This is a genomic window from Bradyrhizobium sp. Cp5.3, assembly GCF_000426265.1.
GTDB lineage: Bacteria > Pseudomonadota > Alphaproteobacteria > Rhizobiales > Xanthobacteraceae > Bradyrhizobium > Bradyrhizobium neotropicale.
Window position 1 is genome coordinate 25,948 of record NZ_AUFA01000019.1, and the last position, 23,934, is coordinate 49,881.

Sequence of the window (23,934 nt, forward strand, 5' to 3'; positions counted from 1 at the left end):
GCTCCAACAAAAAAATCAGGGAGCGATGACAATTCGCGCCCTTGGTGCACCCTCAGGCAAGACGCCGACGCGCGAATCACCTTTTAAACTTGGAATGGGAATGCCGCGCGGGCCGGCGAACGGCTCTGACTGGAGAACTCGCGAACATGTCCGTTGCACAACTTGCAGTACTGGACACCGGCTCCAACCGGACGCTGGCCGAACGTCTGATTGACCAGCTCGCCGACCGCATCGGCGGTCTCGGCGTGGAACTTGCCGATATCGCCGGCAACGTCCAGGAGGTTGCAAGCCGCGTTTCGAGCCAGTCGGAACGGTTTCACCATCTGCAGAAGACGGCCGAGACGATGGTCTCGGCCAATCACGACATCGCCAATGCGTCACAGGCGGTGCAATCGACCACATCCGCAGCCGTCGGCGAGATCTCCCAGTCGCGTCATGCGGTCGAGACCGCGGTCAGCCACATCTCGGAACTCGTTGCGGCGGTGGGGCGGATCGAGGCACGGCTCAGCGCAGTCGGCTCGGCACTGGCACAGGTCGCGAAAGTCTCCGGCTCGATCGAGGCGATCGCAAAGCAGACCAACCTGCTGGCGCTCAACGCCACCATCGAAGCGGCACGCGCGGGCAACGCCGGCCGCGGCTTCGCGGTCGTCGCAAGCGAAGTGAAGAACCTTGCGGAGGCGACCCGCCAGGCCACGCATCAGATCTCCGACACCGTCCGCGATCTCGACGGCCAGATCGAAGGCCTGATCGGCGAGAGCAGCGACGCCTCGCAGCGCGCGAAGACCGCCGGCGAAGGCGCCCAGCAGATCTCCGGCATCATCACTCGCGTGCAGCAGGGCTTTGCGTCGGTCGAAGCGGAGATCGGCAGCGTCACGCGCGCCGCGACCTCCAATCTCGGCCATTGCGATACGGTCATCAGCGAGCTCAACGAACTCGCCAAGGGCGTCGACCTCTCCTCCCGCGACCTCAAATACGCCGACGAGCGGGTGGCCAAGCTGCTCGACGTCTCCGAAGGCCTGATCGCGCTGATCGCCGACAGCGGCGTGGAGACGTCTGACGCGCCGCTGATCCGCGCCGTCGTCGACACCGCGAAGCGGATCTCGGCCGAGTTCGAGGCCGCGATCGACCGCGGCGAGATCACGCTCGACCAGCTCATGGACGAGACCTATCGGGAGATCCCGGGCACCGATCCCAAGCAATATCTCACCAAATACGTCGACTTCACTGATCGCGTGCTGCCCGCGATCCAGGACCCGATCCAGAAATCCGATCCCCGCATCGTGTTCTGCGTCGCCTGGGCCAAGGGCGGCTATCTGCCGACCCACAATCCGAATTACCGCCTGCCGCAGGGCAAGGACCCGGTCTGGAACAACGCCAATTGCCGCAACCGGCGCCTGTTCACCGATCGCGCGGTGAAGAAGGTCGCGGCCAACACCAAGCCGTTCCTGCTCCAGACCTACCGCCGCGACATGGGCGGCGGACAATTCGTGCTGATGAAGGACCTGTCCTCGCCGATCGTGGTCCGCGGCAGGCACTGGGGCGCTTTCCGGATGGGCTTCCGGCAGGGCTGACGGCCCGTCGCGGCGCGCATCCCGCCGCGCGCTGCCGTCGCGAAATTTTTCGCAATCGCACGAATTTCACCTTCGCACGATTTTGCGGATTCGCACGACGATCTGCGACGGCCGACGGCGGACGCGAAAATGCGTCAAAAAATGATGATTATCATATCAATTAGCCCAAAACCAGTGCAGCAATCGCCGCACAAGTTCGTGAAGGACATGGTCAGGCGCACCGATCGCGCAAATATGCATCGCTAAAAATTTCGCCGCTTCATCGTTCGCATCGCTACGATTATGGTCGCGCGGAATTCGCCGACATGATCGCCGTAAGCGATCATCGATCAAGGGGGATGCATATGGCAACGACGCTGACCATCAACGGTGAGAAGAAGACCTTCGACGCTCCGCCCGAAATGCCCCTGCTCTGGGTGCTGCGCGACATCCTCGGAATGACCGGTACGAAATTCGGCTGCGGCATCGCGCAATGCGGCGCCTGCACCGTGCATGTCGACGGCAAGGCCGTGCGCTCCTGCGTGCTGCCGGTGAGCGCGGTCGAGAACCGCGCCGTCACCACGGTCGAGGCCGTCGGCAACACGCCGGCCGGCGCGAAGGTGCAGAAGGCCTGGCTCGATCTCGAAGTGATCCAGTGCGGCTATTGCCAGTCCGGCCAGATCATGTCGGCCGCGGCGCTGCTGACGGCAACGCCGAACCCCGATGACTCCGATATCGACGCGGCGATGGCTGGCAACATCTGCCGCTGCGGCACCTATGTGCGGATCCGCGAGGCGATCAAGCAGGCCGCCTCCGGCCGTCAATCGTGAGGTCCGCCATGATTGCAGACAAGACTCTCCAGGGCGTATCCCGCCGCGCGCTGCTGACCGGTGGCGTTGCAACCGGCCTTCTCCTGGCCTTCCACCTACCGCTGCGCGCCGCCGTCAACGAGCCGGTGCAGCCGCCTGACGCGACCGACGGCAAGTTCGCGCCGAACGCTTTCATCCGCATCGACGAGACCGGCCACACCGTCCTGATCATGCCGCAGGTCGAGATGGGCCAGGGCACCTACACCTCGATCTCGGCGGTGCTGGCCGAAGAGCTCGACGCCGACTGGGCCAAGGTCGAGGTCCAGCATGCGCCGCCCAACGACAAGGTCTACGCGAACCCGACCTTCGGCCTCCAGGTCACCGGCAACTCCAACTCGATCCGCGCCTGGTGGACGCCTCTGCGCAAGGCCGGCGCGATCGCGCGCGCCATGCTGGTGCAGGCCGCGGCCGCCGAATGGCAGGTCGAGCCCGCGAGTTGCACGGCATCGAAGGGCGAGGTCATGCATGCGGGAAGCGGCCGCACGCTTGCCTATGGCGCGCTGGCGCAGGCCGCGCAGGGCCAGACACCGCCGAAGGATGTCGCGCTGAAGGACCCCAGAAACTTCGTCTATATTGGCCAGCCGCTGAAGCGGCTGGATACGCCGGACAAGGTCAACGGCAAGGCCGTCTACGGCATCGACGCGATCCTGCCCGGCATGAAGATCGCGACGGTGGCGACCTGCCCCGTGTTCGGCGGCAAGGTCGGCAAGGTCGACGACAGCGCGGCTGTGAAGATTCCCGGCGTGCGCAAGGTCGTGGCGCTCGACGACACCGTCGCTGTCATCGGCGATCACATGTGGGCGGCGAAGAAGGGCCTCGAAGCGCTCAAGATCGAGTGGAATGAAGGTCCGCACGCGAAGCTCACCACGAAGGACATCTGGCAGGATCTGCGCGCCGCCAGCGCGAAGGACGGCGCGGTCGCAAAATCCACCGGCGACATCGCAAAAGGCCTTTCGAGCGGCGACAGGTTCGAGGCTGCCTACGAGCTGCCGTTCCTGGCGCATGCGTCGATGGAGCCGATCAACGCCACCGTGCACGTGAAGCCGGACTCCTGCGAGATCTGGACCGGCACGCAGATCATGACGCGCGTGCAGGCCGAGGCGGCGAAGGCCGCCGGCCTGCCCGTCGACAAGGTAATCGTCAACAACCACCTGCTCGGCGGCGGCTTTGGCCGCAAGCTCGAGCCGGACATGGTGATCACCGCGGTGAAGATCGCCAAGCAGGTCGATTATCCCGTCAAGGTGATATGGACCCGCGAGGAGGACATCCAGCACGACGTCTATCGTCCGGTCTATCGCGACCAGATCAGCGCCTCGCTGGTCGACGGCAAGGTCGCGGCCTGGAAGTACAAGGTCGCCGGCTCGGCGGTGCTGGCGCGCTGGCTGCCGCCGGCGTTCCAGAAGGGCATCGACATCGACGCCGTCGACGCCGCGGTCGATGCGCCTTACGACTTCGCCAACTTCCACGTCGAATATGTCCGTGCCGAGCCGCCGGCGGTGCCGACTGGCTTCTGGCGCGGCGTCGGCCCGAACAACAACGTGTTCGCGGTCGAATGCGCGATGGACGAGCTCGCGGGCAAGGCCGGCAAGGATCCCGTTGAATTCCGCCGCTCCATGCTGACGAAGAACCCGCGCATGCTCGCGGTGCTCAACCTCGCAGTCGAGAAAGCCGGCTGGGGCCAGCCGCTGCCGGCGCGTGTCGGCCGCGGCGTCTGCGTGCAGCCGTCGTTCGAGAGCTTCATCGCAACCGTGGTCGAAGCGGAGATCGACGATATCGGCGAGATCACGCTCCGCCGCGTCACCTCCGTTGTCGACACCGGCATCGCGGTCAACCCGGATACGGTGAAAGCGCAGATCGAGGGCGGCCTGATCTTCGGTCTCACCGCCGCGCTCTATGGCGAGATCACCATCGACAAGGGCCGCGTGCAGCAGTCGAACTTCCACGACTACCGCATGATGCGCATCAACGAGACGCCGAAGATCGAGGTGATCGTGGTGAAGAGCGGCGAGGCGCCAGGCGGCATCGGCGAGGCCGGCGTCAACGCCGGACCGCCGGCGCTGCGCAACGCGATTCTTGCCGCAACCGGCGTGGCGCTGCGGCGCCTGCCGATCGATCGGAAAGCTTTGGCTGTGGGGAAGAAAGCATGAGTGGGGCGATGCGCATCTTCGCAAGCCTGGTCGTGATCGCCATCGTCGCGATGGTGGTTGGCGTCTGGTACATCCGCGGGCCGCACCCGCTCGACTTCGCCGGCGGCGCCAAGGTGGCGCTGGCGGACTACCGCGCCGGCAAGCCGACCGGCGTGCCGGCCTCGCTGGAGAAGGCGAGCCTGATCGAACGCGGCGAATATCTTGCGAAAGCGGCCGACTGCATGGTCTGCCACACCAAGCCGGGCGAGAAGGAATATTCCGGCGGGCTCGGCTTCAAGCTTCCGTTCGGCACGCTCTATTCGACCAACATCACGCCGGACAAGGAAACCGGCATCGGCAATTACAGCGACCAGGATTTCCTCAACGCGGTCCAGCGCGGCACGCGCCATGACGGCGCGCGGCTCTACCCGGCGATGCCGTACACGTCCTACACCTACATGACGGACGACGACGTGCTGGCGGTGAAGGCGTATCTCTTCAGCCTGCCGCCGGTGCGCGCGAAGGCGCCGGACAACACGCTGTCATTCCCGTTCAACCAGCGCTGGGCAATGATGTTCTGGTCGGCCGTGTTCAATCCGGACACGCGCTTCACGCCGGACACCTCGAAGAGCCCGGAGTGGAACAGAGGCGCGTATCTGGCGGAAGCGCTGGCGCATTGCGGCGAGTGCCACACCCCGCGCAATCTTGGCTTTGCGCTGGACAACCGCAAGAAGTTCGCCGGTGCCATCACCGCCGGCTGGCGCGCCTTCAACATCTCCTCCGACAAAGCCACCGGTCTCGGCAATTGGCGTGATGAGGATCTCATCGCCTATCTGTCGGTCGGCCATGCGCCGGGCCACGGCTCGGCCTCGGGTCCGATGGGCGAAGCGGTCGATCGCAGCTTCAGCCAGTTCGCTCCCGAAGACATCCGCGCCATCGTCGCCTACCTGCGCAGCGTGCCGCCGCAGCCCTCGCCTGACCTCCCCGCAGGCACGGCGCCGATCGCGCCCGCCTCGCACAGGGACGGCGTCACGGCGGATGCGCGCGGCAAGAAGGTCTTCGCCAGCGCCTGCGTCAGCTGCCATGGCTGGAGCGGCGAAAGCCCGGTGTCGCCGATGGCAACGCTGACCGGCACCTGGGCCGTCAACGACCCCGCCGCCATCAATGTCGCGCAGATCGTCCTCTCGGGCACCAAGCGCCACACGCCCGACGGGGCGCTGTCGATGCCGGCGTTCGGCAACGCCTACACCGACGACGAGATCGCGGCTGTCGCGAACTACGTGACCGCGCGTTTTGGTGCGAAGGGCTCGAAGCTGACGGCGAAGGATGTTGCGGAGTTGAGAGAGCAGACGGCGGAGTAAGCGCGCCGCGAATGCCGCTGCACCTTCTCCCCTTGTAAGGGGAGAGGGTGCATTGAAGGTGCGGTGCCGCCAATTAGCTCAACCAGAACCGCGGCGTCGCGGGCTCCAACCGGCCGCCCGCGCGCACCGGCGCAATCCGCAGCGCGAGCCCCGTGGAATCATCCGTCTCCACTGCAACGCCGCTCAGCGTCGCTGCACCGGCCGCCGGCTCGAAGCGGCCCGACGGTATGCCCGACGTAAACCGCCGCAGCGGCTCTTCCTTCTGCATGCCGATGATGGAGTCGTAATCACCGGTCATGCCGGCGTCGGTCATGTAGGCGGTGCCGCCGCTGAGGATCTGGTGATCGGCGGTCGGCACATGCGTGTGCGTACCGACGACGAGGCTGGCGCGGCCGTCGCAGAAGAAGCCTATGCCTTGCTTCTCGCTGGTCGCCTCGCAATGGAAATCGACGACGATGGCGTCGGCGGCCTGGCCGAGCGGACAGGCGCCTAGCTCGCGCTCTAGCGCGGCGAAGGGGTCGTCGAACGGGGTCATGAAGACGCGGCCGAGCGCGTTGACGACGAGCGCGTGCTTGCCGTTCTTGGTCTCCACCAGCGCCGCGCCACGGCCGGGCGTGCCGCGCGGATAGTTCGCCGGCCGCACCAGGCGCTCCGCGCGCTCGATGAACACCAGAGCTTCGCGCTGGTCCCAGGAATGGTTGCCGAGCGTCACCGCGTCGGCGCCGGCATCGAGGAGCTCCTGGTAGATCGCCTCGGTGATGCCGAAGCCGCCGGCGGAGTTCTCGCCGTTGACGACGACGAAATCGAGCGACCAATCCTTGACCATGCCGGGCAGATATTCGGCAATCGCCGCACGCCCGGCTCGGCCGACGACATCACCCACGAAGAGAATGCGCAACTTCAGAACTCCGGAAATCGAACACGTCCGATTCCGTTAGCACATAATCCAGCGCGACGTCGTGCGATAGTGCCGGAACCGCCTCGATCTCCTGCGCCGCGAAAGCAAGGCCGATACCGACGACGTGCTTGGTCTTGCGCAAATGCGCGAAGGTGAAGTCGTAATGCCCCGCGCCATAGCCGATGCGATGGCCGAGACGGTCGAAGGCCGCAAGCGGCGTCAGCATGATGTCCGGGATGACCTCGGCGGCCGCCGGCGATGGCTCGGGAATGCCGAGCGGGCCGAGCATCAGGCGGTCGTTCGGACGCCAGATGCGGAAGATCAGCGACTGGCCGCGCGCGGTGACGCAAGGCAGCGCGAGCCGCACGCCTTCGCCTGCAAGCTTCACCATCAGCGGCGCCGGATCGATCTCGCTGCGGATCGGCGAATAGCCGGAGATGATGCTGCCGGGCAGCAGCTCGAACGGCAGGCCGCGCTTGGCGAGTTTTGCCGCGGCTGTGCTGCGCTTCTTCTCGCTGAGCGCGTCGCGCTTGGCGAGGGCCTTGGCACGCAGTTCGGCTTTGGAGTTGGTCATCTGCGTTTTCCCCGAAGGCAGAGTCCCCGCTCCGCCATCATCGCCCGTGCATGCAGGCGATCCAATTTCCAGAGACGCCAGTGCAAGAACCTCGACGCCGCGGCGTCCTTGATACCCGCTCTCGCGGACATGACACCGAGACTTGGATTGAACCGCGAGCGTGTCGGGGACGCAAATTTCGACAGGCACAGACCAGAAGGTAGAAGCGCGAAGCCGCGGACGCCGTTGAAGCACTCGATCCCGGAGTTCCCTACGAAAGTAGGTGGGCACCATATGTCCGGGCCCACGGGCCCGGCCAGGGACAGTTCCCTAAAGGATCGATAAGGCCCCGGGGATATATGGCTCCTGACGTGCGCCGCAGCCTCGCATTTGCAATCTAACAACGAAGCTGACGAATCGCCAGCCCGGGGGCATCGAGCCCCCAACTAACCGATCGCGATCCCGCCGCCGACGGTCCGGTTCAGGACCTGGGTCGACTTCTCGATGCGCTCGGCCGCGGCGTTCAGCGCGTTGACGACTGCGGTCTGGGTCATCCGGGCGCGCTCGACGGCGGCATTGCGGAAATCCCGCAGCTCGTTCAATTCCTGCTCCATGGTGCGGATGCGGTTGCCTGCATCGACCAACTCGTCGCAGGCGGTCAGCGCCGCCATCACGGTGAGACGCGCATCGCCGATCTCGCCGAACTTTCCGCGCAGCGACTGGATTCGCGTCTCCAGGCTTTCTGCGAGCTTTAGCAGCCGCACCTCCTGGCCCTCCTCGCAGGCCATGCGGTATTGCCGGCCGTTGATGGTGACGTTGATGTGGCTCATCCGTCCTCTCCGGTATCGAGCACCGAGCGTATCGTGACGATCGCGGAATCCAGCTTCTCCGATATCTCGCGATTGGTGCGCTCGAGCTTGCGTGCCTTCACCAGCGCACCGTCGAGTTCATCAGCCAATCGCGAGCGATCGGCGCCGAGCGCCTGGATTCGCGTCGCGAGTTCGTTCTCGTCGCGATCGGCATCGCGCCGCCGTTCGACTGCGCTTTCGAGCGCATCGAGCGCTGCCATGAGCCTGCGGGTCGCGATCTCGATCTCGACGGCAGACGATTCCGTCATGGCGGAACTGTTGGAAACGCGATCGTTCATGCAGTCAGCGGCGGAACCTTGTGGCCTTTGTCCCCGGGGCCTGCCGTCCGGCAAAAGACTCGGTTCGGCAAGCGGTTACAAGCAGAAATTTACGTGGCAGGGAAGCGATGCGCAACGCCGGCGGGAAACTATGCACCGATAAGCAACTTTTGCGGCCAAACCGGCGTTTGATTGCCTTGGACTCCCGGAACCGAGATGCTATCCCCACCCTCGCCCCATAGGCCGCCAGGCTCTTCCCCCGCGGTCCCACGCCACTGCCAAGCGCTTCATTTCAGACGGATTTTCAACATGACGCAGGTCGACCACACCCGTATGGCCAACGCGATCCGCGGCCTCTCGATGGATGCTGTCGAGAAGGCGAAATCGGGCCATCCCGGCCTGCCGATGGGCGCCGCCGACATCGCCACAGTGCTGTTCACACAGTTCCTGAAGTTCGACGCCGCCGCGCCGAACTGGCCCGACCGCGACCGCTTCGTGCTCTCGGCCGGCCACGGCTCGATGCTGCTCTATTCGCTGCTCTTCCTCACCGGCAATGCCGACATGACGCTGGACCAGCTCAGGTACTTCCGCCAGCTCGGCTCGCTGACCCCGGGGCACCCCGAAAACTTCCACACCAAGGGCATCGAGACCACGACCGGTCCGCTCGGCCAGGGCATCTCGACTGCCGTCGGCATGGCGCTGGCCGAGAAGATGCTGGCTGCCGAGTTCGGCAAGAAGATCGTCGACCACCACACGTTCGTGCTCGCCTCCGACGGAGACCTGATGGAAGGCGTGTCGCAGGAAGCGATCGCGATGGCCGGGCACTGGAAGCTCAACAAGCTGATCGTGCTCTACGATGACAACGGCATCTCGATCGACGGCCCGACCTCGATCTCCGATTCCGTCGACCAGGTGAAGCGCTTCAAGTCCGCAGGCTGGGCTGCCGAGAAGATCGACGGCCAGGACCAGGCTGTGATCGCCGCCGCGATCACGCGCGCGAAGAAGTCGAACAAGCCGACGCTGATCGCCTGCCGCACCACCATCGGCTACGGCGCGCCGCACAAGGCCGGCACCGCGAAGGCGCATGGCGAGGCGCTCGGCGCCGACGAACTCAAGGCCGCCAAGGAAAATCTCGGCATCTCGCTCGAGCCGTTCTCGGTGCCGGACGACGTCCTGAAGGCGTGGCGCGAAGCCGGCAGCCGCGGCGCGGCTGCGCGCCAGGAATGGGAAGGACGGCTCGGTGAGCTCGGCAGCCGCAAGCGCGCCGAGTTCGAGCGCCGCCTGCGCCACGAACGTCCCGCTTCGCTCGCGAAGGCGCTGCGCGCGCACAAGAAGGAGCTCCTGGAGAAGCCGCTGACGGCTGCGACCCGCAAGTCCTCGGAAGCGGCGATCGAGGTGATCGCGGCCGCGATGCCGATGGAGTTTCTCGCAGGCTCGGCTGACCTCACCGGCTCCAACAACAACAAGGCGAAGTCGGCAACCGCGTTCTCGGCCAAGACGCCGAAAGGCCGCTTCATCCATTACGGCATCCGCGAGCACGGCATGGCCGCGGCCTTGAACGGCATCTTCCTGCACGGCGGCTTCGCGCCGAACGGGGCGACCTTCCTGGTGTTCACCGATTATGCGCGTCCCGCGATGCGCCTTGCCGCCTTGATGGGCACCGGCGTCGTCTACGTGATGACGCACGACTCCATCGGCCTCGGCGAGGACGGCCCGACCCACCAGCCGGTCGAGCATCTGGCGGCGCTGCGCGCCATTCCCAACATGCGCGTGTTCCGCCCCTGCGACTCGATCGAGGTCGCCGAGTGCTGGGAGCTGGCGCTCAACCGCATCGACGGCCCGACGGTGCTGGCGCTGACGCGCCAGAACCTGCCGCAGCTCCGCACCACCGCGCCGAACGAGAACCCCTGCCAGCAGGGCGCCTACGAGCTGGTCGCGGCCCAGGGCGAAGCCAAGGCGACGCTGTTCGCCTCCGGCTCGGAGGTCGAGATCGCGGTCGCGGCCCAGAAGCAGCTCGCCGAACGCGGCATCCCGTCGCGGGTGGTCTCGGTGCCCTCGCTCGAGCTGTTGTTAGCGCAACCAGAGGCCAAGCGCGCCGCCATCATCGGCAACGCGCCGGTCAAGATCGCGATCGAGGCCGCGGTGCGCTGGGGCTGGGACGCCGTGATCGGCCAGGACGGCGAATTCGTCGGCATGCATTCGTTCGGCGCGAGCGCGCCGGCGAAGGACCTTTTCAAGCACTTCGGCATTACTGCCGAGGCTGCGGTTAACGCTGTGCTGAAGCGCGTAACCTGAGAGTTGAGCTTGCCCTGAAAAAGGACTACGTAACTCCTCATATGATCACGCACCGCCCGGCCGAACCGGGCGTCCGCCCTGAAAAACCCTCGCCGGCGCGTTACGCGCGTCGCGCGGGATGACAGACGTCATTGAACACGCGTCATTGAACGGTCATAAGGAGACGAAACATGGCAGTCCGCGTCGGAATCAACGGTTTTGGCCGCATCGGCCGCAACGTCCTGCGCGCTATCGCCGAGTCCGGCCGCAAGGATATCGAGGTCGTCGGCATCAACGATCTCGGCCCGGTCGAGACCAATGCTCATTTGCTCCGCTTCGACTCCGTTCACGGCCGCTTCCCCGGCACTGTCACCGTCGATGGTGACTCGATCAGCCTCGGTGGCAACAAGATCAAGGTGACCGCCGAGCGCGATCCCTCGAAGCTGCCCTGGAAGGATCTCGGCGTCGACATCGCGCTGGAATGCACCGGCATCTTCACCGCGAAGGACAAGGCCTCCGCGCATCTCGTCGCCGGCGCCAAGCGCGTGCTGGTCTCCGCGCCCGCCGACGGCGCCGACGCCACTATCGTCTACGGCGTCAACCACGACACGCTGACCAAGGATCATTTGGTCGTCTCCAACGGCTCCTGCACCACCAACTGTCTCGCGCCGGTCGCCAAGGTGCTCAACGACCTCGTCGGCATCGAGACCGGCTTCATGACCACGATCCACGCCTACACCGGCGACCAGCCGACGCTGGACACGCTGCACAAGGATCTCTACCGCGGCCGCGCCGCGGCGATGTCGATGATCCCGACCTCGACCGGTGCGGCGAAGGCGATCGGCCTCGTGCTCCCCGAACTGAAGGGCAAGCTCGACGGCGTCGCGATCCGCGTGCCGACCCCGAACGTCTCGGTCGTCGACCTCAAGATCGTGGCCAAGCGCGCCACCGACGCCAAGGAAGTCAACGCGGCGATGAAGCGCGCCTCCGAGCAGCAGCTCAAGGGCATTCTCGGCTACACCTCGGCGCCGAACGTCTCGATCGACTTCAATCACGACCCGCACTCCTCGACCTTCCACGAGGACCAGACCAAGGTGCAGAACGGCACGCTGGTGCGCGTGATGTCCTGGTACGACAACGAGTGGGGCTTCTCGAACCGCATGGCGGACACCGCCGTCGCGATGGCGAAGGTGATCTAAGGGGAGCGCAGTGCTTCCTGCCTGGATCGGAATTCCTGGCGTCATTCTGCTGTTCGCATTGATCGCGTACGGGATGCGCCAGGGAGGCAAGGTAACGACCAGGCAGGAAGGCAATCCACCCGAGCGCGATGCGCCGTAAGTCGCCAGCTAATAACGTCGCCAGCTAACGAGTATCAGGACATGGCCAGTTTTCGCACCCTCGACGACGTCGACGTGAAGGGCAAGCGCGTGCTGCTGCGCGTCGATCTCAACGTGCCCATGGAGAACGGGCGCGTCACTGACGCAACCCGGCTCGAGCGCGTCGCGCCGACCATCACCGAAATCTCGGACAAGGGCGGCAAGGTCATCCTGCTCGCGCATTTCGGCCGGCCGAAGGGACGCGATCCCAAGGAGTCGCTCAAGCAAGTCACCGAAGCGCTGTCGAAGGTCGTGAAGAAGCCCGTCGCCTTTGCCGATGACTGCATCGGCGAGCCCGCGGCCACGGCTGTGGCGGCCCTCAATGACGGCGATATCCTCTGTCTGGAGAATACCCGCTTCCACAAGGAAGAGGAAAAGAACGATCCCGCTTTCGTCGCGGAATTGGCCAAGCTCGGCGACATCTGGGTCAACGACGCCTTCTCGGCCGCGCACCGCGCCCACGCCTCGACCGAGGGCCTCGGCCACAAGCTGCCCGCCTATGCCGGCCGCACCATGCAGGCCGAGCTCGATGCGCTGGAGAAGGCGCTGGAAGCGCCGACCAAGCCGGTCATCGCGATCATCGGCGGCGCCAAGGTCTCGACCAAGATCGATCTGCTCGAAAATCTCGTCAACAAGGTCGACGCGCTCGTGATCGGCGGCGGCATGGCCAACACTTTCCTGCACGCGCAGGGCGTCGCGGTCGGCAAGTCGCTGGCAGAGAAGGATCTCGCCGCCACCGCGGTGCGCATCATGGAGAAGGCCGAGGCCGCGAACTGCGCCATCATCCTGCCGGTGGATGCCACCGTCGCCTATCATTTCGCCGCCAACGCGCCCTCGCATGCCTATGGTCTCGATGCGATCCCCGCCGACGGCATGATCCTCGACGTCGGCCCGCAATCGATCGCCCGCATCCATGCCGCCATCGACGATGCCGCGACGCTGGTCTGGAACGGCCCGCTCGGCGCCTTCGAGCTGCAGCCGTTCGACCGCGGCACGGTCGCGGCCGCCAAGCACGCAGCCGAGCGCACCAAGGCCAAGAAGCTGATCTCGATCGCGGGCGGCGGCGACACCGTCGCGGCGCTGAACCAGGCCGGCGTCGGCGGCGATTTCACCTATGTCTCGACCGCCGGTGGCGCATTTCTTGAATGGATGGAAGGCAAGCCCCTGCCCGGCGTCGAGGTTCTGCGCGTCAAGTAATCAGTCGGCAAATAGCTAGCGGCCCCGCAGGCCCAAACGGGAGAAAAAGACAGATGGCTCGGATCACGTTACGTCAATTGCTCGACCATGCAGCGGAGAACGATTACGGCGTACCGGCCTTCAACATCAACAACATGGAGCAGGCGCTGGCGATCATGGACGCGGCCAATCAGGTCGACGCCCCCGTCATCATCCAGGCCTCGCGCGGAGCGCGCTCCTACGCCAACGACGTCATGCTCAAGCACATGATGGACGCCGTGACCGAAATCTATCCGCACATCCCGGTCTGCGTGCATCTCGACCATGGCAACGAGCCCGCAACCTGCATGACCGCGATCCAGGCCGGCTTCACCTCGGTGATGATGGACGGCTCGCTGAAGGCCGACGGCAAGACCCCCGGTGACTGGGGCTACAATGTCGACGTCACCAAGACCGTGACCGACATGGCCCATCTCGGCGGCATCTCGGTCGAGGGCGAGCTCGGCGTGCTCGGCTCGCTCGAGACCGGCATGGGCGACAAGGAAGATGGCCACGGCGCCGAAGGCAAGCTAAGCCACGACCAGCTCCTGACCAATCCGGACGAGGCCGTGAAGTTCGTCAAGGAGACCAAGGTCGACGCGCTCGCGATCGCGATGGGCACCTCGCACGGCGCCTACAAGTTCACCCGCAAGCCGGACGGCGACATCCTCGCCATGAACGTGATCGAGGAGATCCACCGCAAGCTGCCGAACACGCATCTCGTCATGCACGGCTCCTCGTCGGTGCCGCAGGACCTCCAGGACATCATCAACGCCTATGGCGGCAAGATGAAGCCGACCTGGGGCGTGCCGGTCGCCGAGATCCAGCGCGGCATCAAGAACGGCGTGCGCAAGATCAACATCGACACCGACAACCGCATGGCGATGACCGGCCAGATCCGGAAAGTGCTCAAGGACCATCCGGAAGAGTTCGATCCGCGCAAGTACCTGAAGCCCGCCATGGAGGCGATGACCAAGCTGTGCAAGCAGCGGCTCCAGGAGTTCAACACCGCCGGCCAGGCCTCCAAGATCAAGAAGGTCCTGACCACCGCCGAAATGGCCAAGCGCTACGCCAAGGGCGAGCTCGACCCCCGCGTCGCGTAGCGATCGCGCGGTGGCGTAAGCCAGCGAACCGATCCTCTTCCGGGGCGCCGCGCAGCGGCGAGCCCGGAATCCATAATCACAGCCTGGGGTTATGGATTCCGGGCCTGCGCCTTTCAGCGCATCCCGGAATGACTACCTTTTTGCAGGCGCGACACTCCCTCCCCCTTTACCCTGCGACGAACGTTAACTCGGCAATTGCCCGAGAACGGTCTATTTTTGCAGGCAAGGGCAGCATCGTTTTGGGAGGACCTCTCGATGAATCTGACTGAGCTCAACAGGATCGCGACCGCCATGGTCGCCCCCGGCAAGGGTATCCTCGCCGCCGACGAATCCTCCGGCACCATCAAGAAGCGGTTTGACGCGATCGGCGTGGAATCGACCGAAGCCAACCGCCGCGACTATCGCGAGATGCTGTTCCGGTCGAAGGAGGCCATGAGCCAGTACATCTCGGGCGTCATCCTGTTCGACGAGACGATCTGGCAGGACGCCAAGGACGGCACGCCGCTGATCAGGCTGATCGAGGAGAGCGGCGCCATTCCCGGCATCAAGGTCGACGAGGGCACGCAGGCCTTGCCGATGTGCCCGGGCGAGCTCGTCACCGTCGGGCTCGACAAGCTCGCCGAGCGCCTGAAGAAATACTACGAGCGCGGCGCGCGCTTCGCCAAATGGCGCGCGGTGATCGACATCGGCAGCGGCATCCCCTCGATGACGGCAATCAGCGTCAACGCCCATGCGCTGGCGCGCTATGCCGCGCTGTGCCAGGCCGCGCAGATCGTGCCGATCGTCGAGCCGGAGGTGCTGATGGACGGCGATCACGACATCGACCGCTGCCTTGAGGTGACCCAGCGCGTGCTCAACAAGACCTTCCAGGAATTGCGCGTGCAGCGCGTCGCGCTCGAGGGCATGGTGCTGAAGCCCAACATGGCGATCGCCGGCAAGAAGTCCGCAAAGCAGGCCTCCGTCGAGGAAGTCGCGGAGAAGACGGTGCGGATGCTGAAGGCCTGCGTGCCGGCGGCGGTGCCCGGCATCGCTTTCCTTTCCGGCGGCCAGTCGGATGAAGAGGCAACCGCGCATCTCAACGCCATGCACAAGCTCGGCCCGCTGCCATGGGGCCTGACCTTCTCCTACGGCCGCGCGCTGCAGGCCGCGCCGCAGAAGGCCTGGTCCGGCAAGCCGGAGAATGTCGCGGCCGGGCAGCGCGCCTTCAGCCATCGCGCGCGGATGAACGGCCTCGCCGCCAAGGGCGAATGGACCAACAGCCTGGAAAAGAAGGCGGCCTAGCCTTGTCGAACAAATCGCCTCCGCCGCGCCCGGCGCCGCGCCTATATCTTGCGACGCCGCTCGTCGATGATCCCGCTTCGCTCCTCGCCGAGTTGCCCGGCCTGCTCGCATCCGCCGACGTCGCAGCCGTTCTGCTGCGGCTGAAGGAGACCGACCAGCGCACCATGATCTCGCGCATCAAGGCCTTGGCGGCGCTCGTGCAGAACACGGACGCTGCGCTGCTGGTCGACGGCCATCCCGAGCTGGTCGCGCGCGGCGGCGCCGACGGCGCACACCTCTCCGGCATCGCCGCGCTGGAGGAAGCGATGCCCTCGCTCAAGCCCGATCGCATCGCCGGCGTCGGCGCTCTGGCGACGCGGCACGATTCCATGAGCGCGGGCGAGATGGGCGCGGACTACGTGCTGTTCGGCGAGCCGGACGCGCAGGGCCAGCGGCCCTCGGCCGAGGCGATCGCCGAGCGGCTGGACTGGTGGGCCGAGCTGTTCGAGCCGCCTTGCGTCGGCTTTGCCACGTCGCTTGCGGAAGCTCATGAGTTTGCCGCCAGCGGCGCCGATTTCGTGCTGGTCGGCGACCTCATCTGGGCCGACCCGCGCGGGCCCAAAGCCGCGCTGGCCGACGCCGACGCTGCGATCAAGAAGGCTCATGCGGCGTACCCTGTACGCCAGGGGCACGGCTAGCGGCAAACCATGAAGCTCTCTCGCATCACCTTCCTGGTCACGCTGGTGCTGACCGCGCCTGCGGCCGCGCAGCTCCAGATCACCCCGCCGGCGGCGACGCCGAGTCCGCCGTCCGCAAAATCAAGCGAAAAACCCAAAGAAGCGCCAAAGACGAAGCCGCACACGATCACCAAGAAGAAGGACCCTGCGCCGGCGCCGAGACCTTCCGCCTCGCCGAGCCCGGCGCCCGCCGCCACGGTGATCCCCGCGCCGCCGGCCGACAATCCCAATGTCGACCTGGTGTTCGGCGCCTATCAGCGCGGCCAGTACAAAACTGCCTTCGACCTCGCCACCGCACGTGCACAGGCCGGCGATCCCAAGGCGATGACCATGCTGGGCGAGCTCTATTCCAACGCGATGGGCATCAAGCGCGACTACGCCAAGGCCGCGGATTGGTATAAGCGCGCTTCGGATGCCGGCGACCGCGAGGCGATGTTCGCGCTGGCGATGCTGCGCATCGCCGGCCGCGGCGGCCCCGTCGACAAGGGCGAGGCGGTCAAGCTGATGGCGTCCTCCGCCAAGCTCGGCGAGCCGAAGGCCGCCTATAATCTCGCCCTGCTCTATCTGGACGGGCAGACCCTGCCGCAGGACGTCAGGCGCTCCGCCGAGTTGCTCCGCCAGGCGGCCGACGCCGGCCTGCCCGAGGCGCAATACGCGCTCGCGACCTTCTACAAGGAAGGCACCGGCGTGCCCAAGGATCCCGACAAGGCGGTGCGGCTCTTGCAGGCCGCCTCGCTCGCCGACAATGTCGATGCCGAGGTCGAATACGCCATCGCCATGTTCAACGGCACCGGCACGCCGAAGAACCAGCCGGCCGCTGTCGCGTTGCTCCGCAAGGCGGCGCGCCAAAACAGCGCCATCGCGCAGAACCGGCTGGCCTGGGTGCTGATCAACGGCATGGGCGTGGCCGTGGACAAGGTCGAGGGATTCAAATGGCACATCGTCGCCAAGACCGCCGGCAAGGGCGATCCGGAGCTCGACAAGCAGCTCGCCGACCTGCCCGCCGACGACCGGGCCAAGGCGGAGGCCGCCGCCAAGAAGTGGCTGGGGACCAAATGACTTGACGCAAAGCCCCTCGCAGGGCACCCAATCCCCTCAAATGAGCGCGGTTCCGCGCTACCTCTCCCCCGATCAAGACCAGAGCTCATGCTGTATTCCGCCACTATCAATGTCATGGTCAAGGCGGCGCGCCGCGCCGGCCGCAGCCTCAAGCGCGATCTCGGCGAGATCGAGCATCTCCAGGTCTCGCTGAAGGGGCCGGCGAATTTCGTCTCGCTCGCCGACAAGCGCGCCGAAGAAATCCTCTACCAGGACCTCGCCAAGGCGCGGCCCGGCTATGGCTTCATCGGCGAGGAAGGCGGACAGCGCGAGGGCACCGACAAGAGCCACACCTGGATCGTCGATCCCCTGGACGGCACCACCAACTTCCTGCACGGCATCCCGCAATTCGCGATCTCGATCGGGCTCGCGCGCGAGGGCACGGTGATCGCGGGCGTGATCTACAATCCCGCCAACGACGAGCTCTATATCGCCGAGCGCGGCAAGGGCGCCTTCCTCAACGACCAGCGCCTGCGGGTGGCCGGCCGCCGCCAGCTCAACGAATGCGTGGTGGCCTGCGGCCTGCCCCATATCGGCCGCGGCGATCATGAGGAATTCCGCCGCGAGATGACCGCGATCCAGGACCGTGTTGCAGGGCTCCGTCGTTTCGGCGCCGCCTCGCTCGACCTCGCTTTCGTCGCCGCCGGCCGCCTCGACGGCTACTGGGAGCGCAACCTGCAACCCTGGGACATCGCCGCCGGCCAGATCATGGTGAGGGAAGCAGGCGGCACCGTCAGCGACATCGATACGCCAGGCGATGCGCTGGTCACGGGCGACGTCGTCTGCGGCAACGAGTTCGTGCACGGCGAGCTGGTGAAGATCCTGCGGAAGTAGACGGCGCGCTGCAAAGACGATGTGCTGACTGCGCTCAGATGACGGGCGCGGCACGTTTCAACGTCGTCACAGGCCAGTCGATCCTCCGTTGACGGACAGCGTCGCGCGCGGCAATGAATTCGTGCACGTAGATCTTTTGACGATCTTGAAGCCGAGATAGCAGCGAATGATACGCACGGCCGCTGTTGTCGCCGCAGCAGTTTGGTCCACGATGGGGCTTGCGCTTTTCCTCTGGCGCATAGAACCCCTGCTGCCCGCGCGCGGCGGAACCTCCTGCTTTGCCGCGAACTACAGCCCTGCCCGTCCCATCGATCTGTCCTCGCCCCGCGGCGACCAGCGCAGCACCGGCGAGGTGAGCGCGGCGCGGCTGCAGATTCATTTCCCGCCCGACGAACATCCCTTCCGCAGCGGCTCTCCGGGCCTCGACTACGATTGGCGCTATGTGCTGAGGCTCGAGACCAGGCTCGCCAACGGTGAGCTGCTGACCAGCAAAGCAATCTGCAATCGGAACGACACTTTCGGCGACCGCATCATGCCGGCGCTGTTCTGCGACCTCGACTGCGACGGCGGCACCATCACCCTCTGGCGCAAGATCGGACGAGACGGGCTGTCGGCGCGATTCGAGGCCGGCGAGCGCTTGAGGACCGGCGGCAGCTGCGGCCAGGGCCTGCCGCTCTATATCGGAGCGGACCAGGAGGCGCGGAGCCTGCCGGTAGAGGCCTTGCCGCAGCAAACATGTGCCGAGTGATGGCGACGCCTCCCGCCGCATCGTCATTCCGGGATGCGCCTCTTTGGCGCGGGCCCGGAATCCATTCTTCCGCATCGACGGTGGCACCATGGATTCCGGGTTCGCGCTTCGCGCGCCCCGGAATGACGGAGTGAGTTACGTCAACCTCACCGGCGCCGGCGGCCCGTACGCCTCGGCTTCCGCCTTCGCCACCTTCTCCCGATCCCCCGCCAGCACGCGCTGCACGGAGACGAAGAACACCGGCACCATCAGAAGCGCGAGGATGACGACCGCGATCATGCCGCCCATCACCACGGTGCCGAGCGATTGCTGGCTGGCGCCGCCGGCGCCGTGCGCGATCGCCATCGGCAGCACGCCGCAGATGAAGGCAAGGCCCGTCATCAGGATCGGGCGGAAGCGCAGGCGACAGGCCTCGATGGTGGCGTCCAGCAGCGGCTTGCCCTCTTTCCGCAGGTCCTTGGCGAACTCGATGATCAGGATCGCGTCCTTGGCGGCAAGACCGATGATGGTGATGAGGCCGACCGTGAAATAGACGTCGTTGGGCAGGCCGCGCAGCATCGCCGCGATCACCGCGCCGGTGACGCCGAGCGGCACGGTGAGCAGCACCGCGAGCGGAATGGTCCAGCTCTCGTAGAGCGCGGCGAGACACAGGAACACCACGAACACCGACAGCCCGAGCAGGAACGGCGCCTGCGAACCCGACAGCTTTTCCTGCAGTGACTGTCCGGTCCATTCATAGCCGAAGCCGCGCGGCAACCGGCCCGCAAGCTTCTCCATCTCGGCGATCGCATCGCCCGAGGTGAAGCCGGGCTTGGCTTCGCCCGAGATGCGCACCGCCGGATAGTAATTGAAGCCGGCGATCTGCGTCGGTCCGCGCGCCCATTCGATCGTCGCGAAGGACGAGAATGGCACGAGCTGGCCGCGGCTGTTCTTGACGTTGTAGTTGAGGATGTCCTCGGTCTTCATGCGATCGCGGCTATCCGCCTGCACCACGACGCGCTGCATGCGGCCGCGGTTCGGGAAGTCGTTGATGTAGTTCGAGCCGAGATTGGTCGAGATCGTGTTGTTGATGTCCTCGAACGTGACGCCGAAGGCGCCGGCCTTCTCGCGGTCGATCACGAGATTGACCACGCCCGCTTCGGGCAGGCCCTCGATATAGACCTTCTGCAGCACGGGGCTGGCATTGGCCTCCGTGATCAGCTGGTCCGCGGCGCGCATCAGGGCCGTATAACCTTTCTGGCCGCGGTCCTGCAGGCGGAACGAGAAGCCCGAGGAGTTGCCGAGATTGTCGATCGGCGGCGGCTGCAGCGCCGAGATTTTTGCATCGCGGATCGAGGACAGGTCGCGGTTGATGTCGGCGACGATCGCCGCGGCGGAATCCTTCGGCCCGCGCTCCGACCAGTCTTTCAGCGTAATGAAGGCCTGCGCGGTGTTCATGCCCTGGCCGGAGAAGCTGAAGCCGGTGAGGAAGGTGACATCCTTCACGCCCGGTCGTTCGGCGAGATATTTCTCGACCTTCTCGATCACGGCCTCGGTGCGGGGATAGGACGAATCCGACGGCGTCTGCACGTCTGTGGTGACGAAGCCCTGGTCGTCGACCGGCAGGAAGCCACCGGGCAGGTTGATGAAGGCCCAGGACAGGCCAACCAGGAGCGCCGCATAGACCAGCATCAGGCGGCCAGTGCGCTTGAGCGAGAAGGCGACGGTGCGGGAATAGCCCTCCTTGCCGCCTTCGAGCATGCGGTTGAACCAGCCGAACACGCCCCTCCTGGCGTGGCCGTGGCCGGCCGCGACGGGCTTGAGCAACGTCGCGCACAGCGCCGGGGTCAGCGACAGCGCCAGGAAGGCCGAGAAGCCGATCGCGGCGACCATGGTGACGGAGAACTGGCGGTAGATGATGCCGACCGAGCCGGGGAAGAACGCCATCGGCACGAACACCGCCATCAGCACCAGCGTGATGCCGATGATGGCGCCGGTGATCTGCGACATCGCCTTGCGTGTCGCCTCCTTCGGCGGCAGGCCTTCCTCGGCCATGATGCGCTCGACGTTCTCGACCACGACGATGGCGTCGTCGACGAGGATGCCGACCGCGAGCACCATGCCGAACATCGAGAGCATGTTGATGGAGTAGCCGGCGAGCAGCAGCGTGGTACAGGCGCCCAGGAGCGCCACCGGCACCACGATGGTCGGAATGATGGTGTAGCGGATGTTCTGCAAAAACAGGAACATCACCACGAACACCAGCACCACCGCTTCGACCAGCGTCGACAGCACTTTCTTGATCGAAGCCTCGACCACAGGAGTGATGTTGTAGGGGATCTCGTAGGAGATGTTGGCCGGGAAGAAGCGCGACAGCTCCTTCATCTTCTCTTCGACCGCGCTCGCGGTCGCGAGCGCGTTGCCGGTCGGCGACAACAGCACCGAAAGGCCCGCGGTCGGCTTGCCGTTGAGCCGCGTGTTGAACTGATAGCTGAGGCCGCCGACCTCGATGCGTGCGACATCGCGCAGCCGCACGGTCGAACCATCAGGGTTGGCGCGCAGGATGATGGATCCGAATTCGTCCGGCGAGGACAGCTGGCCCTTGACCAGCACCAGCGAGGAGGTGCGCTGGTTCGCGGTCGAAGGCTCGGCGCCGATGCTGCCCGAGGCGACCTGCGCATTCTGCGCCGCGATCGCCTTGTTGACGTCGTCGGCGGTCAGTCCATAGCCGACGAGCTTGGCCGGATCGACCCAGACGCGAAGCGAGCGCTCGGTCGAATAGAGCGTGGCGCGGCCGACGCCGGGGATGCGGCGGATCTCGCCGAGCACGTTGCGGATCATGAAGTCGCCGAGGCCGACCTCATCCAGGCTGCCGTCGGTCGAGTTCAGCGTGATGATCTGCAGCACCGCGCTCGATGCTTCCTCGATCAGAATGCCCTGCTGGATCACCGCGCGCGGCAGGCGCGCCTCGACGCGCTTGATGCGGTTCTGCACCTCGACCGAGGCCGCGCTCGTATCGGTCCCCGGCACGAAATTGGCGATGATCTCGACCTGGCCGAGCGAGTCGCTGGTCGATTCGAAATTGAGGATGCCGGAGGCGCCGTTGAGCTCCTCCTCGATCAGCCGCGTCACGCTGTTGTAGAGGTTTTCCGGCGAGGCGCCGGGATAGCTGGTCGAGATCGAGATCGAGGGCGGCGCGATGATCGGATATTGCGCGATCGGCAATAGCGGGATCGCGATCGCCCCGATCAAGCAGATGAAAAGCGCGACGACCCAGGCGAAGATCGGCCGGTCGATGAAGAAGCTCGGCATTTGCCGCTTTACCCTCGTTGTTTCATTAGTCCCTCATGGTTAGAAGCGCGGAACGCGCGTCTCGAACCATGAAGGCCCGGCTCTCTCCCGGGGGCCATCCCTCGAGACGCCCGCTTCCAGCGGGCTCCTCGGGATGAGGACCAAAGACCCTGGCGACGCTTTCGCGTTATCGCGTGACCTGCTGAGCATGCCGGTTGTCCGCGGTCGCATCCGCTTCGGACCAGGATTGCGGCTTGACCTTGTCGCCGGCCGCGAACTTCTGGAAGCCTTCGACCACGACCCTGTCGCCGGCCTTCAGGCCATCGGTGACGAACCAGACGCCGTCCTGAACCGAGCCGGTGCGCACCGGCTGCACCGCGATGCGGTTGTCATCCCTGACGACGAACACCTCGCTGCCGCCGCCGCCATTGCGCTGGATCGCCTGCTGCGGCACCGCGATCGCATCGGAATCGAGACCCTGGTCGATGCGCACGCGGACATACATGCCCGGCAGCAGCTCGTGCTTTGGATTGTGGAACTCGCCGCGCAAGGTCACCTGGCCGGTATGGGCGTCGACCTTGGCGTCGGAGAACAAGAGCTTGCCGTCGAGCGAATAGATGGTGTTGTCGTCGAGCACGAGGCGCACCTTGGCGGCATCGGCGGCGATGCGTTCGAGGTCGCCGCTCTCGAAGGCGCGGCGGAGCTGGCTGAGCTCGGTCACCGACTGGGTGAAGTCGGCATAGATCGGATCCAGCTGCTGGATGGTCGCGAGATTGGTCTCGTTCTGGACCGCGAGCGCGCCCTCGCTGACCAGTGCCGCGCCGACCACGCCGTCGATCGGCGCGCGCACGGTGGCGTAGTCGAGATTGAGCTTTGCGCGCGCGAGCTCGGCCTTGCGTCCCTCGACCTCGGCGTGGGCCTGACGTTCGGCTGCGATCGACTTCTCGTTCTCGGCTTCGGGCGCCGCGCGCTGGCTGGTGAGCGTGGCGATGCGGCGCGCCTGCTGCTGCGCCTGCATCAGCGCGGCCTCGGCCTTGGCGAGCGCCGCCTCGTTGGCCATCACCTCGACCTCGAAGGGGCGCGGATCGATACGGTAGAGCGGATCACCCGCCTTCACCTCGCTGCCCTGGCGGAACAGGCGGTCGACCACGATGCCGGAGACCCGGGGACGCACCTCGGCGACGCGTGTCGGCGCGATACGGCCGGGGAGTTCGCGCACCACGGCACGCGGCTGCGGCTTGACGACGACGATGCTCACATCAGGATCGACGGGTGGGGCGGCGGAGACGGCCGAACTGGATTGATCGCAGCCCGCAAGCAGCGGCGCAAAGGCCGCGAGCATCATTGCAACGCATGCCGATCGCGCTCGAAGTCCTGACATGGAGAGAAGTGCCCCGATTGTTGAAACCAAAATCACGCTCCGCACGAGCCTGTTCTGGGCAACTCCGTGCAGTTGATGCCGTCAAGATAGAACGGACCTGCTGCGACGCAACGCATTGCGCGGGCGGCTCAATGTCACACGACCTTATCGTGCTG

19 protein-coding genes and 1 other RNA gene are annotated in these 23,934 nt (G+C 65.8%); 13 read left to right on the forward strand and 7 right to left on the reverse strand.

The window, feature by feature from the left end:
- The first annotated feature begins 146 nt into the window (after positions 1-146).
- The 4 genes from K289_RS0123955 to K289_RS0123970 all read left to right on the forward strand — a co-directional run bounded on the left by K289_RS0123955 (position 147) and on the right by K289_RS0123970 (position 5,906).
- Complete coding sequence (locus tag K289_RS0123955; RefSeq protein ID WP_027553865.1) at positions 147-1,571, forward strand: methyl-accepting chemotaxis protein; 1,425 nt, start codon at positions 147-149, stop codon at positions 1,569-1,571.
- A 344-nt stretch (positions 1,572-1,915) separates the two neighbouring features.
- Complete coding sequence (locus K289_RS0123960) at positions 1,916-2,380, forward strand: (2Fe-2S)-binding protein (RefSeq protein WP_027553866.1); 465 nt, start codon at positions 1,916-1,918, stop codon at positions 2,378-2,380.
- A gap of 8 nt (positions 2,381-2,388) precedes the next feature.
- The gene (locus K289_RS0123965) at positions 2,389-4,566 is read left to right on the forward strand and encodes a xanthine dehydrogenase family protein molybdopterin-binding subunit (RefSeq protein ID WP_027553867.1); all 2,178 of its coding nucleotides are present in this window, start codon (positions 2,389-2,391) and stop codon (positions 4,564-4,566) included.
- Complete coding sequence (locus tag K289_RS0123970; RefSeq protein WP_027553868.1) at positions 4,563-5,906, forward strand: cytochrome c; 1,344 nt, start codon at positions 4,563-4,565, stop codon at positions 5,904-5,906. Before K289_RS0123965 ends, K289_RS0123970 begins: the two co-directional genes overlap by 4 nt.
- Before the next feature lie 73 nt (positions 5,907-5,979).
- Here K289_RS0123970 and K289_RS0123975 read toward each other — a convergent pair whose 3' ends face one another.
- From K289_RS0123975 to K289_RS0123990, 5 genes are all read right to left on the reverse strand, one after another.
- Positions 5,980-6,804 carry a TIGR00282 family metallophosphoesterase gene (locus K289_RS0123975; RefSeq protein ID WP_027553869.1) on the reverse strand — a complete coding sequence of 275 codons (825 nt, stop codon included), beginning with the start codon at positions 6,802-6,804 and terminating at the stop codon, positions 5,980-5,982.
- Entirely contained in the window at positions 6,782-7,378 is a 597-nt protein-coding gene (locus K289_RS0123980) for a 5-formyltetrahydrofolate cyclo-ligase (RefSeq protein ID WP_027553870.1), read from the reverse strand. The genes K289_RS0123975 and K289_RS0123980 overlap by 23 nt, the downstream gene beginning before the upstream one ends.
- Positions 7,379-7,584: 206 nt before the next feature.
- Positions 7,585-7,745, reverse strand: a non-coding RNA gene (gene ssrS / locus K289_RS48260) — 6S RNA.
- Between the two features lie 58 nt (positions 7,746-7,803).
- A complete protein-coding gene (locus K289_RS0123985; protein WP_027553871.1) occupies positions 7,804-8,187 on the reverse strand; it encodes a cell division protein ZapA in 384 nt (127 codons plus the stop codon).
- Complete coding sequence (locus tag K289_RS0123990; RefSeq protein WP_027553872.1) at positions 8,184-8,504, reverse strand: DUF4164 domain-containing protein; 321 nt, start codon at positions 8,502-8,504, stop codon at positions 8,184-8,186. The genes K289_RS0123985 and K289_RS0123990 overlap by 4 nt, the downstream gene beginning before the upstream one ends.
- A gap of 288 nt (positions 8,505-8,792) precedes the next feature.
- Here K289_RS0123990 and tkt point away from each other — a divergent pair, with 288 nt between their 5' ends.
- The 9 genes from tkt to K289_RS0124040 all read left to right on the forward strand — a co-directional run bounded on the left by tkt (position 8,793) and on the right by K289_RS0124040 (position 19,128).
- Positions 8,793-10,778 (forward strand): transketolase, encoded by a 1,986-nt coding sequence (tkt, locus tag K289_RS0123995; RefSeq protein WP_027553873.1) that lies wholly within the window; start codon positions 8,793-8,795, stop codon positions 10,776-10,778.
- A gap of 170 nt (positions 10,779-10,948) precedes the next feature.
- A complete protein-coding gene (gene gap / locus K289_RS0124000) occupies positions 10,949-11,956 on the forward strand; it encodes a type I glyceraldehyde-3-phosphate dehydrogenase (protein WP_027553874.1) in 1,008 nt (335 codons plus the stop codon).
- A gap of 180 nt (positions 11,957-12,136) precedes the next feature.
- On the forward strand, positions 12,137-13,330 hold the full coding sequence (gene pgk / locus K289_RS0124010) for a phosphoglycerate kinase (protein ID WP_027553875.1): 1,194 nt from the start codon (positions 12,137-12,139) through the stop codon (positions 13,328-13,330).
- A 53-nt stretch (positions 13,331-13,383) separates the two neighbouring features.
- A complete protein-coding gene (fba, locus tag K289_RS0124015; protein WP_027553876.1) occupies positions 13,384-14,451 on the forward strand; it encodes a class II fructose-bisphosphate aldolase in 1,068 nt (355 codons plus the stop codon).
- Between the two features lie 255 nt (positions 14,452-14,706).
- On the forward strand, positions 14,707-15,732 hold the full coding sequence (locus K289_RS0124020) for a class I fructose-bisphosphate aldolase (RefSeq protein WP_027553877.1): 1,026 nt from the start codon (positions 14,707-14,709) through the stop codon (positions 15,730-15,732).
- A 2-nt stretch (positions 15,733-15,734) separates the two neighbouring features.
- Positions 15,735-16,409, forward strand: coding sequence for a thiamine phosphate synthase (locus K289_RS0124025; RefSeq protein WP_027553878.1), 675 nt, complete (start codon positions 15,735-15,737; stop codon positions 16,407-16,409).
- Positions 16,410-16,418: 9 nt separating this feature from the next.
- Positions 16,419-17,507, forward strand: a complete 1,089-nt coding sequence (locus K289_RS0124030) for a tetratricopeptide repeat protein (protein ID WP_027553879.1) — start codon at positions 16,419-16,421, stop codon at positions 17,505-17,507.
- A gap of 87 nt (positions 17,508-17,594) precedes the next feature.
- Positions 17,595-18,380: an inositol monophosphatase family protein gene (locus K289_RS0124035; RefSeq protein WP_027553880.1), complete on the forward strand. Its 786-nt coding sequence runs from the start codon at positions 17,595-17,597 to the stop codon at positions 18,378-18,380.
- A gap of 211 nt (positions 18,381-18,591) precedes the next feature.
- Positions 18,592-19,128, forward strand: coding sequence for a hypothetical protein (locus K289_RS0124040; RefSeq protein ID WP_027553881.1), 537 nt, complete (start codon positions 18,592-18,594; stop codon positions 19,126-19,128).
- Positions 19,129-19,263: 135 nt separating this feature from the next.
- Here the strand turns inward: K289_RS0124040 and K289_RS0124045 are convergent, their stop codons facing one another.
- Both K289_RS0124045 and K289_RS0124050 read right to left on the reverse strand, forming a co-directional pair.
- A complete protein-coding gene (locus K289_RS0124045) occupies positions 19,264-22,419 on the reverse strand; it encodes a multidrug efflux RND transporter permease subunit (protein ID WP_027553882.1) in 3,156 nt (1,051 codons plus the stop codon).
- Positions 22,420-22,585: 166 nt separating this feature from the next.
- Entirely contained in the window at positions 22,586-23,779 is a 1,194-nt protein-coding gene (locus tag K289_RS0124050; RefSeq protein WP_156918153.1) for an efflux RND transporter periplasmic adaptor subunit, read from the reverse strand.
- Positions 23,780-23,934: the final 155 nt, after the last annotated feature.